The sequence below is a fragment of the Pantoea sp. USMM079 genome (assembly GCF_037153115.1).
Classification (GTDB): Bacteria; Pseudomonadota; Gammaproteobacteria; order Enterobacterales; family Enterobacteriaceae; genus Pantoea; species Pantoea communis.
This window is the reverse complement of sequence record NZ_JBBCKX010000014.1, coordinates 59,100-75,364: the sequence shown is the minus strand read 5'-3', so window position 1 is coordinate 75,364 and position 16,265 is coordinate 59,100. Positions and strand designations below refer to the sequence as shown.

General features: G+C 55.7%; 13 protein-coding genes. 11 read left to right on the top strand and 2 right to left on the bottom strand.

Annotated elements, in window-relative coordinates; all coding sequences use genetic code 11:
- The first annotated feature begins 44 nt into the window (after positions 1 to 44).
- The 4 genes from syd (at position 45) to WFP70_RS17540 (ending at position 2,747) form a co-directional block, all read left to right on the top strand.
- On the top strand, positions 45 to 593 hold the full coding sequence (gene syd / locus WFP70_RS17555; protein WP_337023942.1) for a SecY-interacting protein: 549 nt from the start codon (positions 45 to 47) through the stop codon (positions 591 to 593).
- A gap of 589 nt (positions 594 to 1,182) precedes the next feature.
- Positions 1,183 to 1,509, top strand: coding sequence for a YqcC family protein (locus WFP70_RS17550; protein WP_337023941.1), 327 nt, complete (start codon positions 1,183 to 1,185; stop codon positions 1,507 to 1,509).
- Positions 1,509 to 2,288, top strand: a complete 780-nt coding sequence (gene truC / locus WFP70_RS17545) for a tRNA pseudouridine(65) synthase TruC (protein WP_337023940.1) — start codon at positions 1,509 to 1,511, stop codon at positions 2,286 to 2,288. Before WFP70_RS17550 ends, truC begins: the two co-directional genes overlap by 1 nt.
- A gap of 12 nt (positions 2,289 to 2,300) precedes the next feature.
- Entirely contained in the window at positions 2,301 to 2,747 is a 447-nt protein-coding gene (locus WFP70_RS17540; RefSeq protein WP_034823070.1) for a flavodoxin, read from the top strand.
- Positions 2,748 to 2,865: 118 nt separating this feature from the next.
- On the opposite strand, the gene garD is transcribed toward WFP70_RS17540, so the two are convergent.
- Positions 2,866 to 4,425 (bottom strand): galactarate dehydratase, encoded by a 1,560-nt coding sequence (gene garD, locus WFP70_RS17535; protein WP_337023939.1) that lies wholly within the window; start codon positions 4,423 to 4,425, stop codon positions 2,866 to 2,868.
- A 506-nt stretch (positions 4,426 to 4,931) separates the two neighbouring features.
- Here garD and WFP70_RS17530 point away from each other — a divergent pair.
- From WFP70_RS17530 to WFP70_RS17505, 6 genes are all read left to right on the top strand, one after another.
- Positions 4,932 to 6,278, top strand: coding sequence for an MFS transporter (locus WFP70_RS17530; protein WP_058961512.1), 1,347 nt, complete (start codon positions 4,932 to 4,934; stop codon positions 6,276 to 6,278).
- 9 nt (positions 6,279 to 6,287) lie between these two features.
- Positions 6,288 to 7,634: an enolase C-terminal domain-like protein gene (locus WFP70_RS17525; RefSeq protein ID WP_337023938.1), complete on the top strand. Its 1,347-nt coding sequence runs from the start codon at positions 6,288 to 6,290 to the stop codon at positions 7,632 to 7,634.
- 10 nt (positions 7,635 to 7,644) lie between these two features.
- Complete coding sequence (gene gudD, locus WFP70_RS17520; protein ID WP_337023937.1) at positions 7,645 to 8,976, top strand: glucarate dehydratase; 1,332 nt, start codon at positions 7,645 to 7,647, stop codon at positions 8,974 to 8,976.
- A 52-nt stretch (positions 8,977 to 9,028) separates the two neighbouring features.
- Positions 9,029 to 9,796 carry a 2-dehydro-3-deoxyglucarate aldolase gene (gene garL, locus WFP70_RS17515; RefSeq protein ID WP_097117971.1) on the top strand — a complete coding sequence of 256 codons (768 nt, stop codon included), beginning with the start codon at positions 9,029 to 9,031 and terminating at the stop codon, positions 9,794 to 9,796.
- Between the two features lie 19 nt (positions 9,797 to 9,815).
- Complete coding sequence (gene garR / locus WFP70_RS17510) at positions 9,816 to 10,700, top strand: 2-hydroxy-3-oxopropionate reductase (RefSeq protein WP_034823058.1); 885 nt, start codon at positions 9,816 to 9,818, stop codon at positions 10,698 to 10,700.
- An 85-nt stretch (positions 10,701 to 10,785) separates the two neighbouring features.
- On the top strand, positions 10,786 to 11,925 hold the full coding sequence (locus WFP70_RS17505) for a glycerate kinase (RefSeq protein WP_097117970.1): 1,140 nt from the start codon (positions 10,786 to 10,788) through the stop codon (positions 11,923 to 11,925).
- 195 nt (positions 11,926 to 12,120) lie between these two features.
- Here the strand turns inward: WFP70_RS17505 and barA are convergent, their stop codons facing one another.
- A complete protein-coding gene (gene barA, locus WFP70_RS17500) occupies positions 12,121 to 14,850 on the bottom strand; it encodes a two-component sensor histidine kinase BarA (protein ID WP_160833105.1) in 2,730 nt (909 codons plus the stop codon).
- 91 nt (positions 14,851 to 14,941) lie between these two features.
- Between barA and rlmD the strand changes: the two genes are divergently transcribed.
- The gene (gene rlmD, locus WFP70_RS17495; RefSeq protein WP_337023936.1) at positions 14,942 to 16,258 is read left to right on the top strand and encodes a 23S rRNA (uracil(1939)-C(5))-methyltransferase RlmD; all 1,317 of its coding nucleotides are present in this window, start codon (positions 14,942 to 14,944) and stop codon (positions 16,256 to 16,258) included.
- The last annotated feature ends 7 nt before the right edge of the window (positions 16,259 to 16,265 follow it).

Genomic DNA, 16,265 nt, shown 5'->3' with positions numbered 1-16,265 from the left:
CCATCAAAGTGGCTAAGTGTAACCGATCACAAGCGAGAAGAAGAATGATGCAGCAAACCGCAGATGCCCTACGTGAGTTTACCGCCCGTTATGTGCAACATTGGCAGCAGCAGGCTGGACATCTGCCCGCCAGTTCGGATCTGCTGGGTGTGCCATCCCCTTGTATTGTCAGCACGCTGGATGATTGTGTGCTGTGGCAACCACAGCCCTTCACCTTGCCAGCCACGCTGGAAGCCGTCGAGCGGGCACTGGATATTCAGTTGCAATCGGAAATCAGTGCTTTTTACACCTCGCAGTTTGCCGGCGATATGACCGCAACCTTTCAACAGCAGCCGATAACGTTGTTACAGGTGTGGAGCGAATCAGACTTTACCCGCTTGCAGGAGAATCTGATTGGCCATCTGGTCATGAAGCGCCGCTTAAAACAGAGTCCAACATTATTTATTGCCACTACTGAATCGGAGCAGGATGTGATTGCTTTGTGTAATCTTTCCGGTGAAGTGATTCTGGAACAGCCTGGTAGTAAAAAGCGTCAGGTGATGGCGGCAAGCATTCAGACATTTCTTAATGATTTACAACCGGTTAAAGCCTGATTAGCAGATTTCACAGGTTAGATTTGTAAGAGATCTCTCACATCAGGTGTGAGAGATCGCTAGATCATCTTGCAGCTATCCGGAAAACAAAGATGTAAAAATATTGTGAATCATAAGCTTATGGCATCACTCCTAAAATTAGTAGTGTGAGAAATCTATTAACGCGTCTTACTAACTTGTTATTACGATGGTTTCTGACAGAATAGTCACCACTGGCAGGATGCTGGGGATAAAGAGACGTTCAGGAGAATGTCAGCCAGGAGGCAGGAACGTAACGGAGTTTACGGCACATGGAAGGCTTCAGGATGAAGCAGGACACTCAGGATTGAGTCAGGGACACCTCCAGGACGGAGAATGAGAGCCACGTGGATGGTGGTGGGCCAGGATGCTAAGGATAACTGTCACGATGACAGGCAATGGAAAGCAGAGGACAAGTTGTCATGGATGAGCAGGGAGCACAGCGGTGGCGGGAATGCTGCGAACGAAACCGGGAGCACTGTAATCACAGTGCTCCCTTTTTTTATGCCTTTTTTGCACGTTGAACGACTAATGGTATGCTTGCCGCCCAATTTTTCTCTGGAGGTGGCGTATGTCGTCGCAAATGATTATTCAACAGCTGCAGCAGATCGAAGCGGTGATGCGCGAACACGGCCACTGGCAGACGCAATCCCCTGAGCCGGCAGCCTTCGCCAGCACCGAGCCTTTTTGCCTCAATACCATGGAGCCGCTGGAGTGGCTGCAGTGGGTACTCATCCCACGTTTCCATGCGTTAATCGAAGCCGGAGTGCCGCTTCCGCAAAATTTCTCTGTCATGCCTTACTATGAAGTGGCGTTGCCTGCCACCACACCCGGCCATGCGGTCCTGTTGCTGACATTAGGCCAGTTTGATGCGCTTTTTCAGGACCCGACCTCTTAATGCTGGAAATCCTTTATCAAGATGAATGGCTGGTCGCCGTCAACAAACCGTCAGGCTGGCTGGTGCATCGTAGTTGGCTCGATCGCGATGAAAAAGTGGTGGTGATGCAAACGGTACGCGATCAAATTGGTCAGCACGTATTTACCGTGCATCGCCTCGATCGCCCCACCTCCGGCGTACTGTTAATGGCGCTCTCCAGCGAAGTGGCGCATCTACTGTCACAGCAGTTCGAGCAGCATAAAATGCAGAAGACCTATCATGCGGTGGTGCGTGGTTGGCTGGATGGCAGCGCGACGCTCGACTACCCGCTGGTCGAAGAGCTGGATAAGATTGCCGATAAGTTCGCGACTCAGGAACGTACCGCGCAGCCTGCCGTCACTGATTATCGCTCACTGGCGCAAGTAGAAATGCCGGTGGCGATCAGCCGTTACGACAGCGCGCGTTATACCCTGGTGGAGATGTCGCCGCATACCGGCCGTAAACATCAGCTTCGCCGCCATATGGTGCATCTGCGCCACCCGATTATTGGCGATAGCGCCCATGGTGATTTGCGGCAGAATCGGGGGGCAGCAGAGCACTTTGGTATGAATCGATTGATGCTGCATGCCAGTGCGCTGAGTCTGACGCATCCGGTCACCGGAGAACCTCTGGTGATTCGCGCCGGGCTCGATCGCGTCTGGCAAGGCATGCTGGAACAGTTTGGCTGGCAGGATCAGATCCCTGAGGTTCCCAGGGTTGAGTTTGCCGACGAGGCAGTCCAGGATAAGCCAACAGAATAAAGGAGCGGCAAGATGGCAAAGATTGGCATTTTTACAGGTACGGTTTACGGCAATGCATTGCTGGTGGCGGAAGAAGCGCAGCCGGTACTGGAAGCGCAGGGCCACGAAGTGAAAGTTTTTGAGGATGCGTCACTGGCGGATTGGCAGGCTTACAGCAAGGAGGTCATTCTGATTGTCACCTCCACCACCGGCCAGGGCGACTTCCCGGACAATATTGCCCGCTTGTATGTGCAGATACGCGATGAAGTGGGTTATCAACCAGAGCTTCGCTACGGCGTGATTGCACTGGGTGATAGCAGCTATGAGAACTTCTGCGGCGCGGGTAAAACTTTTGATGCCACCTTGCAGGAGCAAAGTGCCAAACGCATCGGTGATGTGCTGCTGGTGGATGCCACTGAAGATCCTGAGCCTGAGTCAGTGACCACGCCGTGGGTTGAGAGCTGGGGTAAGCTGCTGTAATTCTGCCTTCGCTTCGTCTTTGGCAAGCGGCTATCTGAACGGCCTGAAAATATGATGATGATGTTTCAGGCGCGCCAGATTGCATCCTCTCCCTTGTTGGGAGAGGGTGAGATCGCACTCAGGTCACCGGAGCCGGATTAAACACCGCCAGCTGATTGCGAATGCCCCAGCGATCAGACCAGGTTTGTTTGCGACCACTGGCAATCTCCAGTATCAACTCAAACAACCGCCAGCCCACCTGCTCGATACTCTCTTCACCCGTCGCAATGGTGCCTGCATTAATATCCATCAAATCGTGCCAGCGCTCCGCCAGCGCATTGCGCGTCGCCATCTTAATCACCGGAATCGCAGCCAGACCGTAGGGTGTGCCGCGCCCAGTAGTAAACACCTGCAAGGTAATACCTGACGCCATCTGCTGGGTGCCGCAGACAAAATCACTGGCCGGTGTCGCTGCATAGATCAAACCGCGTTGAGTCGGGCGCTGCCCGGGTGACAGCACTTCTACAATCGGACTGCGTCCTGATTTGGCAATCGATCCCAGCGCTTTCTCCACCACGTTCGCCAGCCCGCCTTTCTTATTACCCGGCGAGGGATTGGCGCTGCGGTCGGTTTGGCCCTGGCTAAGATAATCGTCATACCACGCCATCTCTTCCAGTAGGCGCTTACCCACATTTTCATCGACCACGCGCGGCGTCAGCAGATGTATTGCATCGCGCACTTCGGTGACCTCGGAGAACATCACGGTGGCGCCGCAGCGTACCAGCAAATCAGAAGCAAAGCCGACTGCCGGATTGGCCGTCACGCCGGAAAATGCATCGCTGCCGCCGCACTGCGTGCCAATCACCAGTTCTGATGCCGGGCAGGTCTCGCGCTGGCGCAAATTCAGTTTTTTCAGATGGCGTTCGGCGACCTGAAGAATCTCATCCACCATCGCGCCAAAGCCAACATGACGCTCATCCTGTAAACGCACAATGTCGTTGTCATCCAGCGAGATGGCCTGCACATCTGGCGTGCCGGTCAGCAGACGCTCCGGCTGTAACTTCTCGCAGCCGAGACTGACGATCATCACTTCGCCCCCAAAATTGGGGTTCAGCGCGAGGTTATGGATAGTGCGGATCGGCACCACCGCAGCGGGCGCATTGATCGCCACACCACAGCCATAAAGATGATTCAGTGCCACTACGCCATCAACGTTGGGATAGCGTGGCAGCAGATCGCGCTCGATCATTTGCACCACGTAATCCACGACGCCAGCGACACAGTGCACGCTGGTGGTGATACCGAGCAGATTGCGTGTTCCTACGCTGCCATCGGCGTTGCGATAACCCTCAAAGGTGTATCCTTCGAGCGGTGGCAGAGTGGGGGGCACATTGTTCGCCAGTGGCAAACTGTTGAGCGGAGGCGCTTCGGGTAGCGCCACCAGAGATTCTTCAATCCAGCTCCCTTGCGCAATCGGGCGCAAGGCGGTGCCAATCACTTCGCCGTAGCGCAGGATGACGCCGTTTTGAGGAATATCCACCAGCGCCACTTTATGTCCCTGCGGCACGTGTTCGGTGAGCTGCAGGCCATCCTCAAAGCGGGTACCCGCAGGCAAACCCTGATTATTCACCACGATCGCCACGTTGTCGGCGTCGTGTACTTTTATATAAAGCGGTTTCTCTGTTAGCGGTCGGTTCATTGCTCACCTTCCAGTTCGTCGCGCTGTACATGGCAGCGCGTTGTAAATGCTTCCGTCACGTCATCATTTTTTGCCAGCCTCAGTATATGCAGGGGTATTGGCCTGCGCATTGTGCAACTGACTGGCTTTTTGGGGTTTTATTACCTGAGTTTGGTTCGTTTATCCAAATACAAGTGAACAGACTCACAAAGCGCACGTTGGCTGGCTGCTTCTTAATCAATCTATGGGTGAAAAATCAGGTTCCGTGAGCTACGCCGCAGGGATATGTGCAATTGCCATAAAATCAGCATGAATCAATGTTCATCATCATGCGTTCTTCCAATGCCTCGTGGTGGGGCTGTTCCTATACTGATTCTCGTTCTTCAACGTTTGGTTATTCGTCACGACGCATCATCGTTTTGCCATAACAACAATCGCCGTGTTTAACCCGACATCATTCTGATACCCAACGCGATGTGTATGCAGTCAGAGTGAATGTAGCGTTCGCTATATTTCAGGAGTGCATCATGAATAGTTTCAGCCAGACAGCGGAAGCGGTGCAAAAACGCACCAACGCCCGTTACTGGATTGTGGTGATGTTATTTATCGTCACATCATTCAACTACGGTGACCGTGCAACCATCTCGATTGCCGGTTCCGCGATGTCTAAAGATATCGGCCTCGATTCGGTCGGTCTGGGCTATATCTTCTCCGCCTTCTCATGGGCTTACGTTATTGGACAAATACCTGGCGGCTGGCTGCTCGACCGCTTTGGCTCAAAACGCGTTTACTTCTGGAGCATTTTCCTCTGGTCGCTGTTTACCTTGCTGCAGGGCTTTGTCGATCTGTTCAGTGGCTTCGGCATCGTCGTTTCACTGTTCCTGCTGCGCTTTATGGTCGGCCTGGCAGAAGCGCCTTCCTTCCCGGGTAACAGCCGTATTGTCGCGGCCTGGTTCCCGGCACAGGAGCGTGGCACCGCCGTCGCGATTTTCAACTCGGCGCAGTATTTCGCCACGGTGATCTTCGCCCCGATTATGGGCTGGCTGGTGGCCGAAGTGGGCTGGGCGCACGTGTTCTGGTTCATGGGCGGACTGGGCATCATCCTCAGCTTCGTCTGGCTCAAGTTCATGCACGATCCGAACAACCATCCGGGTGTGAACAAAGCTGAGCTGGAGTACATGGAGCAGGGCGGCGCGTTGATCAACATGGATGCCAAAAAAGCCGACCGCAAAGTGAGCTGGGATGAGAAGTGGTATCAAATCAAACAGCTGCTTTCGACCCGCATGATGTGGGGTATCTATCTCGGACAATATTGCGTTAACGCGCTGACCTACTTCTTTATTACCTGGTTCCCGGTTTATCTGGTGCAGGCGCGCGGCATGTCGATTCTTAAAGCGGGCATGATCGCCTCGATTCCGGCCATCTGTGGCTTCCTCGGTGGTGTGTTAGGTGGCGTGATTTCCGATTACCTGATGCGCAAAACTGGTTCGCTGAACGTTGCACGTAAGACTCCCATCGTGGTTGGCATGCTGCTCTCTATCAGCATGGTGATGTGTAACTACACCGAAACTGAGTGGGTAGTGGTGCTGTTTATGGCGCTGGCGTTCTTCGGCAAAGGTATTGGTGCGCTGGGCTGGGCAGTGATGGCGGATACCGCACCGAAAGAGATCAGTGGATTGAGCGGTGGCTTGTTCAACATGTTCGGCAACTTCTCCGGCATCGTGACGCCGATTGCTATTGGTTACATCATCGCCGCTTCTGGCTCTTTCGAAGGAGCGCTGATTTATGTCGGGATCCACGCCTTCGTCGCTGCGTTTAGCTTCCTGTTCATCACGGGTGATATCAAACGTATTGAACTGAAACACCGAGCATAAGGACGAACTATGAATACGCAAAGTAGCCCGGTGATCACCGATATGCAGGTGATTCCGGTTGCCGGTTACGACAGCATGTTGCTGAACATTGGTGGAGCGCACAGCGCCTGCTTCACCCGCAACATTGTGGTACTGACCGACAGTGATGGCCATACCGGCGTCGGTGAAGCGCCGGGTGGCGAAACGATCTACCAAACGCTGGTGGAGGCGATTCCACAGGTCAAAGGCCAGCAGGTGGCGCGCATGAACCGCCTGGTGCAGCAGGTGCACAAAGGCAATCAGTCGGCGGATTTCGATACCTTCGGTAAAGGTGCCTGGACCTTCGAACTGCGCGTCAACGCGGTCGCTGCGCTGGAAGCGGCACTGCTGGATTTGCTGGGCCAATGCCTCGGCGTGCCGGTTGCGGAATTGCTCGGTCCGGGCCAGCAGCGTGATGAAGTGACGGTACTCGGTTATCTGTTCTATCTCGGCGATCGTCGTAAAACCGATTTGCCCTACCTGACCGGCGAAGGTGCCAGCCATGACTGGTATCACCTGCGTCATCAGGAAGCACTGACGCCAGATGCGGTGGTGCGCCTGGCGGAAGCGGCACAGGACAAATACGGTTTCAAAGATTTCAAATTGAAAGGCGGCGTATTGCCGGGCGAGCAGGAGATGGAATCCGCGGCCGCGCTGAAAAAGCGTTTCCCGGATGCGCGTATCACCGTTGATCCCAACGGCGCCTGGACGCTGGATGAAGCGATTGGCTTGTGCAAAGGCATGGGCGAGGTGCTGACCTATGCTGAAGATCCATGCGGTGCCGAACAGGGCTATTCCGGCCGTGAAGTGATGGCGGAGTTCCGCCGTGCCACCGGGTTGCCGGTCGCCACCAATATGATTGCCACCAACTGGCGCGAGATGAATCACGCGGTGATGCTCAACTCAGTCGATATCCCGCTGGCCGATCCGCACTTCTGGACGCTGAGCGGTGCGGTGCGCGTGGCGCAACTGTGCGACGACTGGGGCTTAACCTGGGGTTGCCACTCTAACAACCACTTCGATATTTCGCTGGCGATGTTTACCCACGTTGGCGCTGCCGCACCGGGCAAACCGACGGCTATCGATACCCACTGGATTTGGCAGGAAGGCGATCAGCGCCTCACCAAAGAGCCGCTGCAAATCCGCAACGGCAAGATTGCCGTACCGGATAAGCCCGGCCTCGGCGTCGAGCTGGATTGGGATCGTCTGCATCAAGCCAATGCTCTCTACAAATCTCTGCCGGCAGGTGCGCGTAACGACGCCACGGCGATGCAGTATCTGGTTCCCGGTTGGTCATTCGACCGTAAGCGCCCGGCCTTCGGCCGCCGTCATGCATAAGGAGCAGGAAATGAGTCAGACACCAAAAATCACATCGCTGCAGGTCATTCCGGTGGCCGGTCACGACAGCATGTTGCTGAATCTGAGCGGCGCCCATTCACCGTTCTTCACCCGTAACATCGTCATTATCAAGGATAACGCGGGCCACACCGGCGTGGGTGAAATTCCCGGCGGTGAGAAAATTCGTCAGACGCTGGAAGATGCGGCGGCGCTGGTGGTGCAGAAGAGCGTGGGTGAGTACAAAAACATCCTTAACCTGGTTCGCAGTACTTTTGCCGACCGCGATTCCAGCGGACGCGGCAATCAGACCTTCGATCTGCGTACCACCATCCATGTGGTGACTGGCATTGAAGCGGCGCTGCTGGATCTGCTCGGTCAGCACCTGGGCGTCAACGTTGCCTCGCTTCTCGGCGATGGCCAACAGCGTGACCGCGTGGAGATGCTGGGTTACCTGTTCTACGTCGGTGACCGCAAGAAAACCTCGCTGCCTTATCAGAGCCAGGAAACAGACAAGTGCGACTGGTATCGCCTGCGTCATGAAGAGGCACTGACGCCGGATACCGTGGTGCGACTGGCGGAAGCGGCCTATGAAAAATATGGCTTCAACGATTTCAAACTGAAAGGCGGCGTGCTGCGCGGTGGCGAAGAGGCCGAAGCGGTCACGGCATTGGCGAAACGCTTCCCGCAGGCGCGCGTCACTCTCGATCCCAACGGTGCCTGGTCGTTGAACGAGGCGATTCTGCTCGGTAAACAACTCAAAGGCGTGCTGGCCTACGCAGAAGATCCATGCGGGGCCGAGCAGGGCTACTCTGGCCGCGAAGTGATGGCGGAATTCCGTCGCGCAACCGGCTTGCCGACCGCCACCAACATGATCGCCACTGACTGGCGTCAAATGGGCCACACGCTGTCGCTGCAATCGGTGGATATCCCGCTGGCGGATCCACACTTCTGGACCATGCAAGGTTCAGTGCGCGTGGCGCAGATGTGTCATGACTTCGGCCTGACCTGGGGTTCGCACTCTAACAACCACTTCGATATTTCGCTGGCGATGTTCACCCACGTGGCCGCTGCCGCGCCGGGCGCGATTACCGCCATCGATACCCACTGGATCTGGCAGGAGGGCAATCAGCGCCTGACCAAAGAGCCGTTCCAGATTAAGGGCGGCATGGTACAGGTACCGCAAAAACCGGGTCTTGGTGTCGAGCTGGATATGGATCAGGTCATGCAGGCCAATGCGCTGTATCAGAAACACGGTTTGGGCGCGCGCGACGATGCGCAGGCGATGCAGTACCTCGTGCCGAACTGGACCTTCGATAACAAGCGTCCGTGCCTGGTGCGCTAACGTTTCCGGCGCCCCGTGCGGGCGCCTGTTGTAACAGACAGGAGTAAAGACAATGAGCAATGCCTGGCCGAACCACTTTCGTCGCCGTTTGCAGGCAGGGGAAACCCTGATTGGTAGCTGGTGCGCACTTGCCAGCCCGATTTCCACCGAAGTTCTGGGTCTGGCGGGTTTTGACTGGCTGGTGCTGGATGGCGAACACGCGCCCAACGACATCACCACCTTTATCCCGCAGTTGATGGCGCTGAAGGGCAGCCACAGTGCGCCGGTGGTGCGTCCGCCGTGCAACGAACCCATCATCATCAAACGCCTGCTGGATATCGGTTTCTACAACTTCCTGGTGCCGTTTGTGGAGACCGAGGAAGAGGCGATTCGCGCCGTGGCGTCAACGCGTTATCCGCCAGCGGGCATTCGCGGCGTGTCGGTTTCGCACCGCAGCAATATGTACGGCACGCTGCCGGATTACAACGCCACCATCAATGACAACATCACAGTGCTGGTGCAGATCGAAACGCAGCAGGCGGTGGATAACATCGATGCGATTGCTGCCGTTGACGGCGTGGATGGCATTTTTGTCGGACCGGGCGATCTCTCGGCGGCGATGGGCTATCTCGGTCAGCCTGCACATCCTGAAGTGCTGAAAGTAATCAAACACATCTTTGAACGTGCCAAAGCGGCGGGCAAGCCAAGCGGCATTCTGGCGCCGGTGGAAGCCGACGCGCGCCGTTATCTCGAATGGGGCGCCACATTCGTTGCCGTGGGCAGCGATCTCGGTGTTTTCCGCAACGCCACGCAGGCGCTGTGTGACAAATTTAAGAAATAACTGACGAAGAGGAAAGGCAATGAAAATTGGATTTATCGGCCTCGGTATTATGGGCAAACCGATGAGTAAAAACCTGGTGAAAGCCGGTTATTCACTGGTGGTACGTGACCACAACGTCAGCAATGAAGCCGAGCTGGTGGAGCTGGGCGCTACCGTGGCTAAAACGCCAAAAGAGGTCGCCGAACAGGTTGATGTGGTGATCACCATGGTGCCGAACTCACCGCAGGTGAAAGAGGTTTGCCTCGGCGCCAACGGGATTATCGAAGGTGCGAAGCCAGGACTGATTGTGATCGACATGAGTTCGATTGCGCCGCTGGCCAGCCGTGAAGTGCACGATGCGCTGGCAGAAAAAGGCATCAAGATGCTGGATGCGCCGGTCAGCGGCGGCGAGCCAAAAGCGATTGAGGGCACGCTGTCTGTGATGGTTGGCGGCGATAAAGCGGTATTCGACCAGTGCTATGACATCATGAAAGCCATGGCCGGTTCGGTGGTGCACACCGGCGATATCGGTGCAGGTAACGTCACTAAGTTGGCGAACCAGGTGATTGTGGCGCTGAACATCGCGGCGATGTCCGAAGCGCTGTCGCTGGCAACCAAAGCCGGTGTGAACCCAGAACTGGTCTATCAGGCGATTCGTGGTGGGCTGGCAGGCAGCACGGTACTCGATGCCAAAGCGCCGATGGTGCTCGATCGTAACTTCAAGCCAGGCTTCCGCATCGATCTGCACATCAAGGATTTAGCGAATGCGCTGGACACTTCACACGGCATTGGCGCGCATCTGCCGCTGACGGCTGCGGTGATGGAAATGATGCAAGCGCTGAAAGTCGACGGCAAGGGCACATCTGACCATAGTGCGCTGGCTTGCTATTATGAAAAATTAGCTCAGGTCGAGATCACCCGGTAGTTTGCCTGTCCGGTGTCTGCGGATGCCGGACAGCTTACTGCATTAGCAGGACGGAACTCCGTCATCCATCGCGCTCGGATTGCCTATGAAAATTGTCATCGCACCGGATTCATATAAAGAGAGTTTGTCCGCCCTGGAAGTGGCTGCGGCGATTGAAGCGGGATTTAGCGAAATTTTTCCCGACGCCGAATACGTGAAAATACCGGTCGCCGACGGTGGCGAAGGCACGGTAGAAGCCATGGTGGCGGCGACGCAGGGAAGTATTGTCAGATTAACGGTGACCGGACCGCTCGGCGCGCCGGTTGAGGCATTTTATGGATTATCGGGTGATGAGCGCAGCGCCTTTATTGAAATGGCGGCAGCCAGCGGCCTGGAATTGGTGCCGGCCGCGCAGCGTGACCCGTTGATCACCAACTCTTATGGCACTGGCGAGCTGATTAAAAACGCGCTCGATCGCGGTGTTGACCACATCATTATTGGCATTGGCGGCAGCGCCACCAACGATGGGGGATCCGGCATGATGCAGGCGCTGGGCGCTCGCTTGCTGGACCAGCAGGGCAATGAGATTGCCTTTGGCGGCGGCGCACTGCCGCAGCTGGCGCGGATTGAAATCGATCAGCTGGATAAACGTATTCAGCAGTGCCGCATCGAAGTGGCCTGCGATGTCACCAATCCCCTGACCGGTGAAGAAGGCGCCTCGGCGATTTTTGGCCCACAAAAAGGGGCCACGCCGGAACTGGTGCAGCAGCTGGATAAAGCGCTGGCGCACTATGCTGAGATTATCCATCGCGATTTAGACATTGATGTGCTGCACATTGCGGGCGGCGGTGCGGCGGGGGGCATGGGCGCGGCACTGCATGCGTTTTGCCAGGCCGAGCTACGTCGCGGTATTGAGATCGTCACGGAAGCCCTTGCGTTAGCGGATCAGGTGCAGGATGCCGATCTGGTGATTACCGGCGAAGGGCGTATTGATAGCCAGACCATTAACGGCAAAGTGCCGATTGGTGTGGCGAAGGTGGCAAAGCAGTTTAACAAGCCGGTGATTGGCATTGCGGGCAGTTTAACCGCAGATGTTGGCGTGGTGCATCAGCACGGGCTGGATGCGGTATTCAGCGTGTTGTTTAGCATTGGCTCACTGGAGGATGCGTTAGCCAATGCGGCGCAGAATGTGCGACTGACCGCGCGCAATGTGGCGGCAACAATCAAGGTGGGGCAGGCCTTATAGATGCGGCTGATCGCGCGCAATGTCGTGGCAGCGAACAATGTGGGGCAGGCCTTACAGGCGCGCCCCTCTCATCCTAACCCTCTCCCGTTATCGGGCGAGGGGACCGTTGGTGGCGATGATTGAGACGACGAGTCATTCTTTAACCATGCTCGATTAGCGCTCTCTTGTGCTTAAGAGAGGGCATGAAACGTTCCGTTATCCCACGCCCAACACTTTCCTGGCCTCACGCGCCACGTTCGCCATCTCATCACTCAACTCCAGCAATTCCGGCTCCAGCGCTTCGATATCACTCTCCTGATGCAGGCTCTTTTCCAGCTGCTGACACAGCTGTTTCAGTCTGGGCACGCCGCTGTAGCTGGCACTGCCGTGCAGCTTATGGATGATCTCGCGTAGGCCATTAACATCGTTACTGGCCATGGAACCCTCCACGCGCGCTTCCACCTCCGGCAGGAAATCCAGCAGCATCTGCAGCAGATCGCGCGCCAGATCCGGTTTGTTGGCGGCCTGACGCAGTGCCAGCGCCCAGTCGAGCGATGGCGCAACATCCGGCAGTAGTGTGGGTGCCGCCGTGGGGTTCGGGGCATAGCGCTGCAACAGCTGGCTCAGTTTGCCTTCGTCTATCGGCTTCGCCAGATAATCATTCATCCCGGCGCCAATCAGCTGCTGGCGCTCGCCATCCAGCGCATGCGCGGTCACCGCGACAATCGGGGTATTGGCATGCAGCGGCAGGCTACGGATAATTTCACTGGCGCGAATGCCATCGATATCCGGCATCTGGATATCCATCAAAATCACATCCAGCTTGTGTAAACGCGCCTGGCGGATAGCCTGTTCCGCGTTGTCGCACAGAATGATGTGCTGAACCTGCTCCTCCAGCAGCGCACCGATTAACTTCAGATTGGCAGGATTGTCATCCACCGCCATCACCGTCAGCGGCTGACGGGTACTGTGCGGTAAGGCATCGTTATGCAAACTGTGCAAATCCAGCAGCATCGGCAATAAGCGCGTCAGTGAGACAGGTTTGGCGATGCAGCCGGCGATGCCTCGTGCGCGCAAATCGTCGGCGAACAGCATCATCTCGCTGGGCAGCGCCAGCAGTACCGAATCGGCATGGGCGCGCAGCCGTTGAATTAAAGCATCCGGCAGCGTGGCGGGGTGAGGATCGTTCACCGGCAATCCCATCAACAACAGCGGGAAGCGGGTATCCGGCAGCGCTTCCAGTGAAGTGAAATGCTGAACCTGCAGCGGCGTGATGCTAAGCATCTCCTGCACCGCTTTCGCCACCGCCGCATGGGGTTCGATATAGGCTAACGGGATGGCGCGCAGATCTTCCAGCATACGCGGAATGGGCGGCGCGTTGGGATTGAGATCGAGATGAACGTGCACCCAGAAAGTGGATCCCTGATTCTGACGGCTGTGGAACGCGATCTCTCCGCCCATCTCCGACACCAGTTTTTGCGTGATCACCAGACCCAAACCAGTGCCGCCGTGGCGGCGGGAAATACTCGCATCGGCCTGACGAAACGCCTGGAACAGCTGTGACTGTTGCTGCTCAGAAATGCCAATGCCGGTGTCGTGTACCTGAATTTCCAGTTCAACGCGCGTGGTGCTCAGGCTACGCAGCTCAACACGCAAATCGATGTGCCCCTGCTCAGTAAACTTAATGGCATTACCAATCAGGTTAATCATGATCTGCTGTAAACGTAGCGGGTCGCCAATCACATTATCCGGCACCTGTTTTTCCAGACAAACGGTGATCTCGAGTCCTTTGTCATGTGCTGAAGGTGCCAGCAGCACCAGCGTTTCATCCAGCGTGGCGCGCAGCGGGAAGGGGATCGATTCCAGCACCAGTTTGCCGGCTTCGAGCTTTGAGAAATCCAGCACATCGTTGATGATGCTCAGCAGGTTATTGGCCGAGCGTTCAATGGTGCTCATATAATCGCGCTGGTTGGTGCTCAGTCCGGTTTTCAGCATCTGACGGGTAAAGCCAATCACTCCGTTGAGCGGTGTTCGTAACTCATGCGACATATTGGCGAGGAATTCTGATTTAATACGCGCCGCTTCCTGCGCGCGCTTCTTCGCCAAATCCAGCTCGACGTTTTGAATCTCCAGCTGCTCCAGGGTTTCACGCAGATCGTAGGTGGCCTGATCGATATTCTGCTGCATCTCTTCGTGATAAGCGGTGAGCGACATCGCCATGGCATTGATGCCGTTTTTCAGGATGCTCAGTTCGCCCAGCATGTAGCCATCAACGCGGCTGTCGAGTTGGCCGCGACGAATGCGGTCCACGGTGGAAACCATGTTACGAATCGGCCCGGTGACGTCGCGCATTAGACGATAGGCAAACAGCATGGCGATGCACAAACAAAACAGTAAGAGCAAAGTGGCCACAAACACCTCTTTGTACTGCTCCAGCCGCACCGATTGCAGATCGAGTTCAATAGCCACATACCCCAACGGATTACCCGCCGGTTTGGCATCTTCTCCGGGCAGTTCGTCTACGGAATAGCGTTCGGAGATAATCGGGGTTCGCAGCACCATCAAATTGCCGTGGCGCTCGACGGAGACACCATCTTCCAGCGTCGAGATGTCTTCTTTCTGCAACAACGCCAGATTTTGGTTGTTGTTCGAAGTGACGTAGATGTGATTGTTGTTGTCGAAAACGGTAATGGCACGGACAATATCGGAATGACGACGATGCAGCAGGCTGACCAGCTCGCGAATCGCATCACGATTGTGCCAGGTCATGCCGTATTCGCTGGAGACTGCCAGCGGTTCGATAATGTTCGATCCGGCATCGCGCACCTGATGTTGTAATTCGTTATAACGGTGCACCACGAAGAAGGTACTGAGCAGCAGACCAATCATTAACGTTGGCGCCAATATCAAAATCATCATTCGCGCCCGCAGGCTATATTTGGTCATAATTGTGGCCTGGCAACTCCTGGCATTGATATCCCTGTGCACAATCCGCTTGCGATGGCACACCCCATTAATTTAGAGAATTCACAACACTATGGCGCAATTTTACTCCGCAAAACAGCGTGTGGCGACAAAGCAGCGTATTACCGTCACTATCGAAGACCTTGACCCCTTTGGACAAGGTGTTGCGCGCCATAATGGCAAAGCGATGTTTGTCAGCGGCGCACTGCCGGGTGAACAGGCCGAAGTTATGGTCGTGGAAGATAAACGTCAGTTCTCGCGGGCCAAAGCCAAAAAGATTATGCAGCCAAGCGCACAGCGGGAAAAACCGCGCTGTGTGCACTTTGGCGTGTGTGGTGGCTGCCAGCAACAGCATGCCGCGATCGCGTTACAGGAGGACAGTAAAGCACGTGCGCTGAGCCGAATGTTGAGCCGGGAGGCGCCTTTGCCGGTGCAGGTGAAGGAGATCATCAGCGGCAACACCTGGGGCTATCGCCGTCGCGCCCGTCTGGGACTGCAATGGCAGCCTAAACAGCAGCGTTTACAAATGGGGTTCCGCCAGGCGGCCAGCAACGATTTGGTTGAGTTAACTCAATGCCCCATTTTGGTGCCCGAGCTTGAAGCGTTACTGCAGCCGTTGCACCAGTGTCTTAGCAGCTTACAGGCCGCACGGCGACTGGGGCATGTCGAGTTAGTGCTGGCAGATAATGGCCCGGTGATGGTGCTGCGTCATCTTGATGCATTGTCCGCAGGCGATCGTGTAAAACTGGAACGCTTTTCGCATGAGCATCAGCTCATGTTGTATCTGGCGGACGGCAGCGAGCATTTGCAGCCGCTGGGGGATTATGCACCTTTCTACCAATCGTTTGATTTGAAACTGACTTTCAGCCCGCAGGATTTCATCCAGGTGAATGATGGCGTGAATCAGCAGATGGTGACAAAAGCCATTGAATGGCTCGATTTACAGCCCGAAGATCGGGTGCTGGATCTGTTTTGCGGTATGGGTAATTTCACTTTGCCTGTAGGAAAGTTCGTACAAAATGCTGTGGGTGTGGAGGGTGTTGCAGCATTAGTCCACCAGGCAGCGTATAATGCTGAGCTGAATAATCTTAAAAATGTCCGCTTTTTCCAGCACAACCTGGAGGAGGACGTTGCCCACCAGCCTTGGGCAGCGCAGGGATTTAACAAGGTGTTACTGGATCCAGCACGTGCTGGGGCCGCGGGTGTGATGTCGCATATCGTTAAACTTGCGCCGCAACGCGTGGTCTATGTTTCCTGTAACCCAACAACACTTGCGCGCGACAGTCAGGCATTACTGTCGGCGGGCTACCATTTGGAAAGGGTCGCGATGCTGGATATGTTCCCACATACCAGTCATCTCGAGTCCATGGTGCTGTTTAGCAAAGCATAAGCGGCGT

Excerpts from the sequence above, each read along its gene's own strand:
- syd (WP_337023942.1), top strand. The coding sequence starts at position 45 with ATGATGCAGCAAACCGCAGATGCCCTACGTGAGTTTACCGCCCGTTAT.
- WFP70_RS17550 (WP_337023941.1), top strand. The coding sequence starts at position 1,183 with ATGTCGTCGCAAATGATTATTCAACAGCTGCAGCAGATCGAAGCGGTG.
- truC (WP_337023940.1), top strand. The coding sequence starts at position 1,509 with ATGCTGGAAATCCTTTATCAAGATGAATGGCTGGTCGCCGTCAACAAA.
- WFP70_RS17540 (WP_034823070.1), top strand. The coding sequence starts at position 2,301 with ATGGCAAAGATTGGCATTTTTACAGGTACGGTTTACGGCAATGCATTG.
- garD (WP_337023939.1), bottom strand. The coding sequence starts at position 4,425 with ATGAACCGACCGCTAACAGAGAAACCGCTTTATATAAAAGTACACGAC.
- WFP70_RS17530 (WP_058961512.1), top strand. The coding sequence starts at position 4,932 with ATGAATAGTTTCAGCCAGACAGCGGAAGCGGTGCAAAAACGCACCAAC.
- WFP70_RS17525 (WP_337023938.1), top strand. The coding sequence starts at position 6,288 with ATGAATACGCAAAGTAGCCCGGTGATCACCGATATGCAGGTGATTCCG.
- gudD (WP_337023937.1), top strand. The coding sequence starts at position 7,645 with ATGAGTCAGACACCAAAAATCACATCGCTGCAGGTCATTCCGGTGGCC.
- garL (WP_097117971.1), top strand. The coding sequence starts at position 9,029 with ATGAGCAATGCCTGGCCGAACCACTTTCGTCGCCGTTTGCAGGCAGGG.
- garR (WP_034823058.1), top strand. The coding sequence starts at position 9,816 with ATGAAAATTGGATTTATCGGCCTCGGTATTATGGGCAAACCGATGAGT.
- WFP70_RS17505 (WP_097117970.1), top strand. The coding sequence starts at position 10,786 with ATGAAAATTGTCATCGCACCGGATTCATATAAAGAGAGTTTGTCCGCC.
- barA (WP_160833105.1), bottom strand. The coding sequence starts at position 14,850 with ATGACCAAATATAGCCTGCGGGCGCGAATGATGATTTTGATATTGGCG.
- rlmD (WP_337023936.1), top strand. The coding sequence starts at position 14,942 with ATGGCGCAATTTTACTCCGCAAAACAGCGTGTGGCGACAAAGCAGCGT.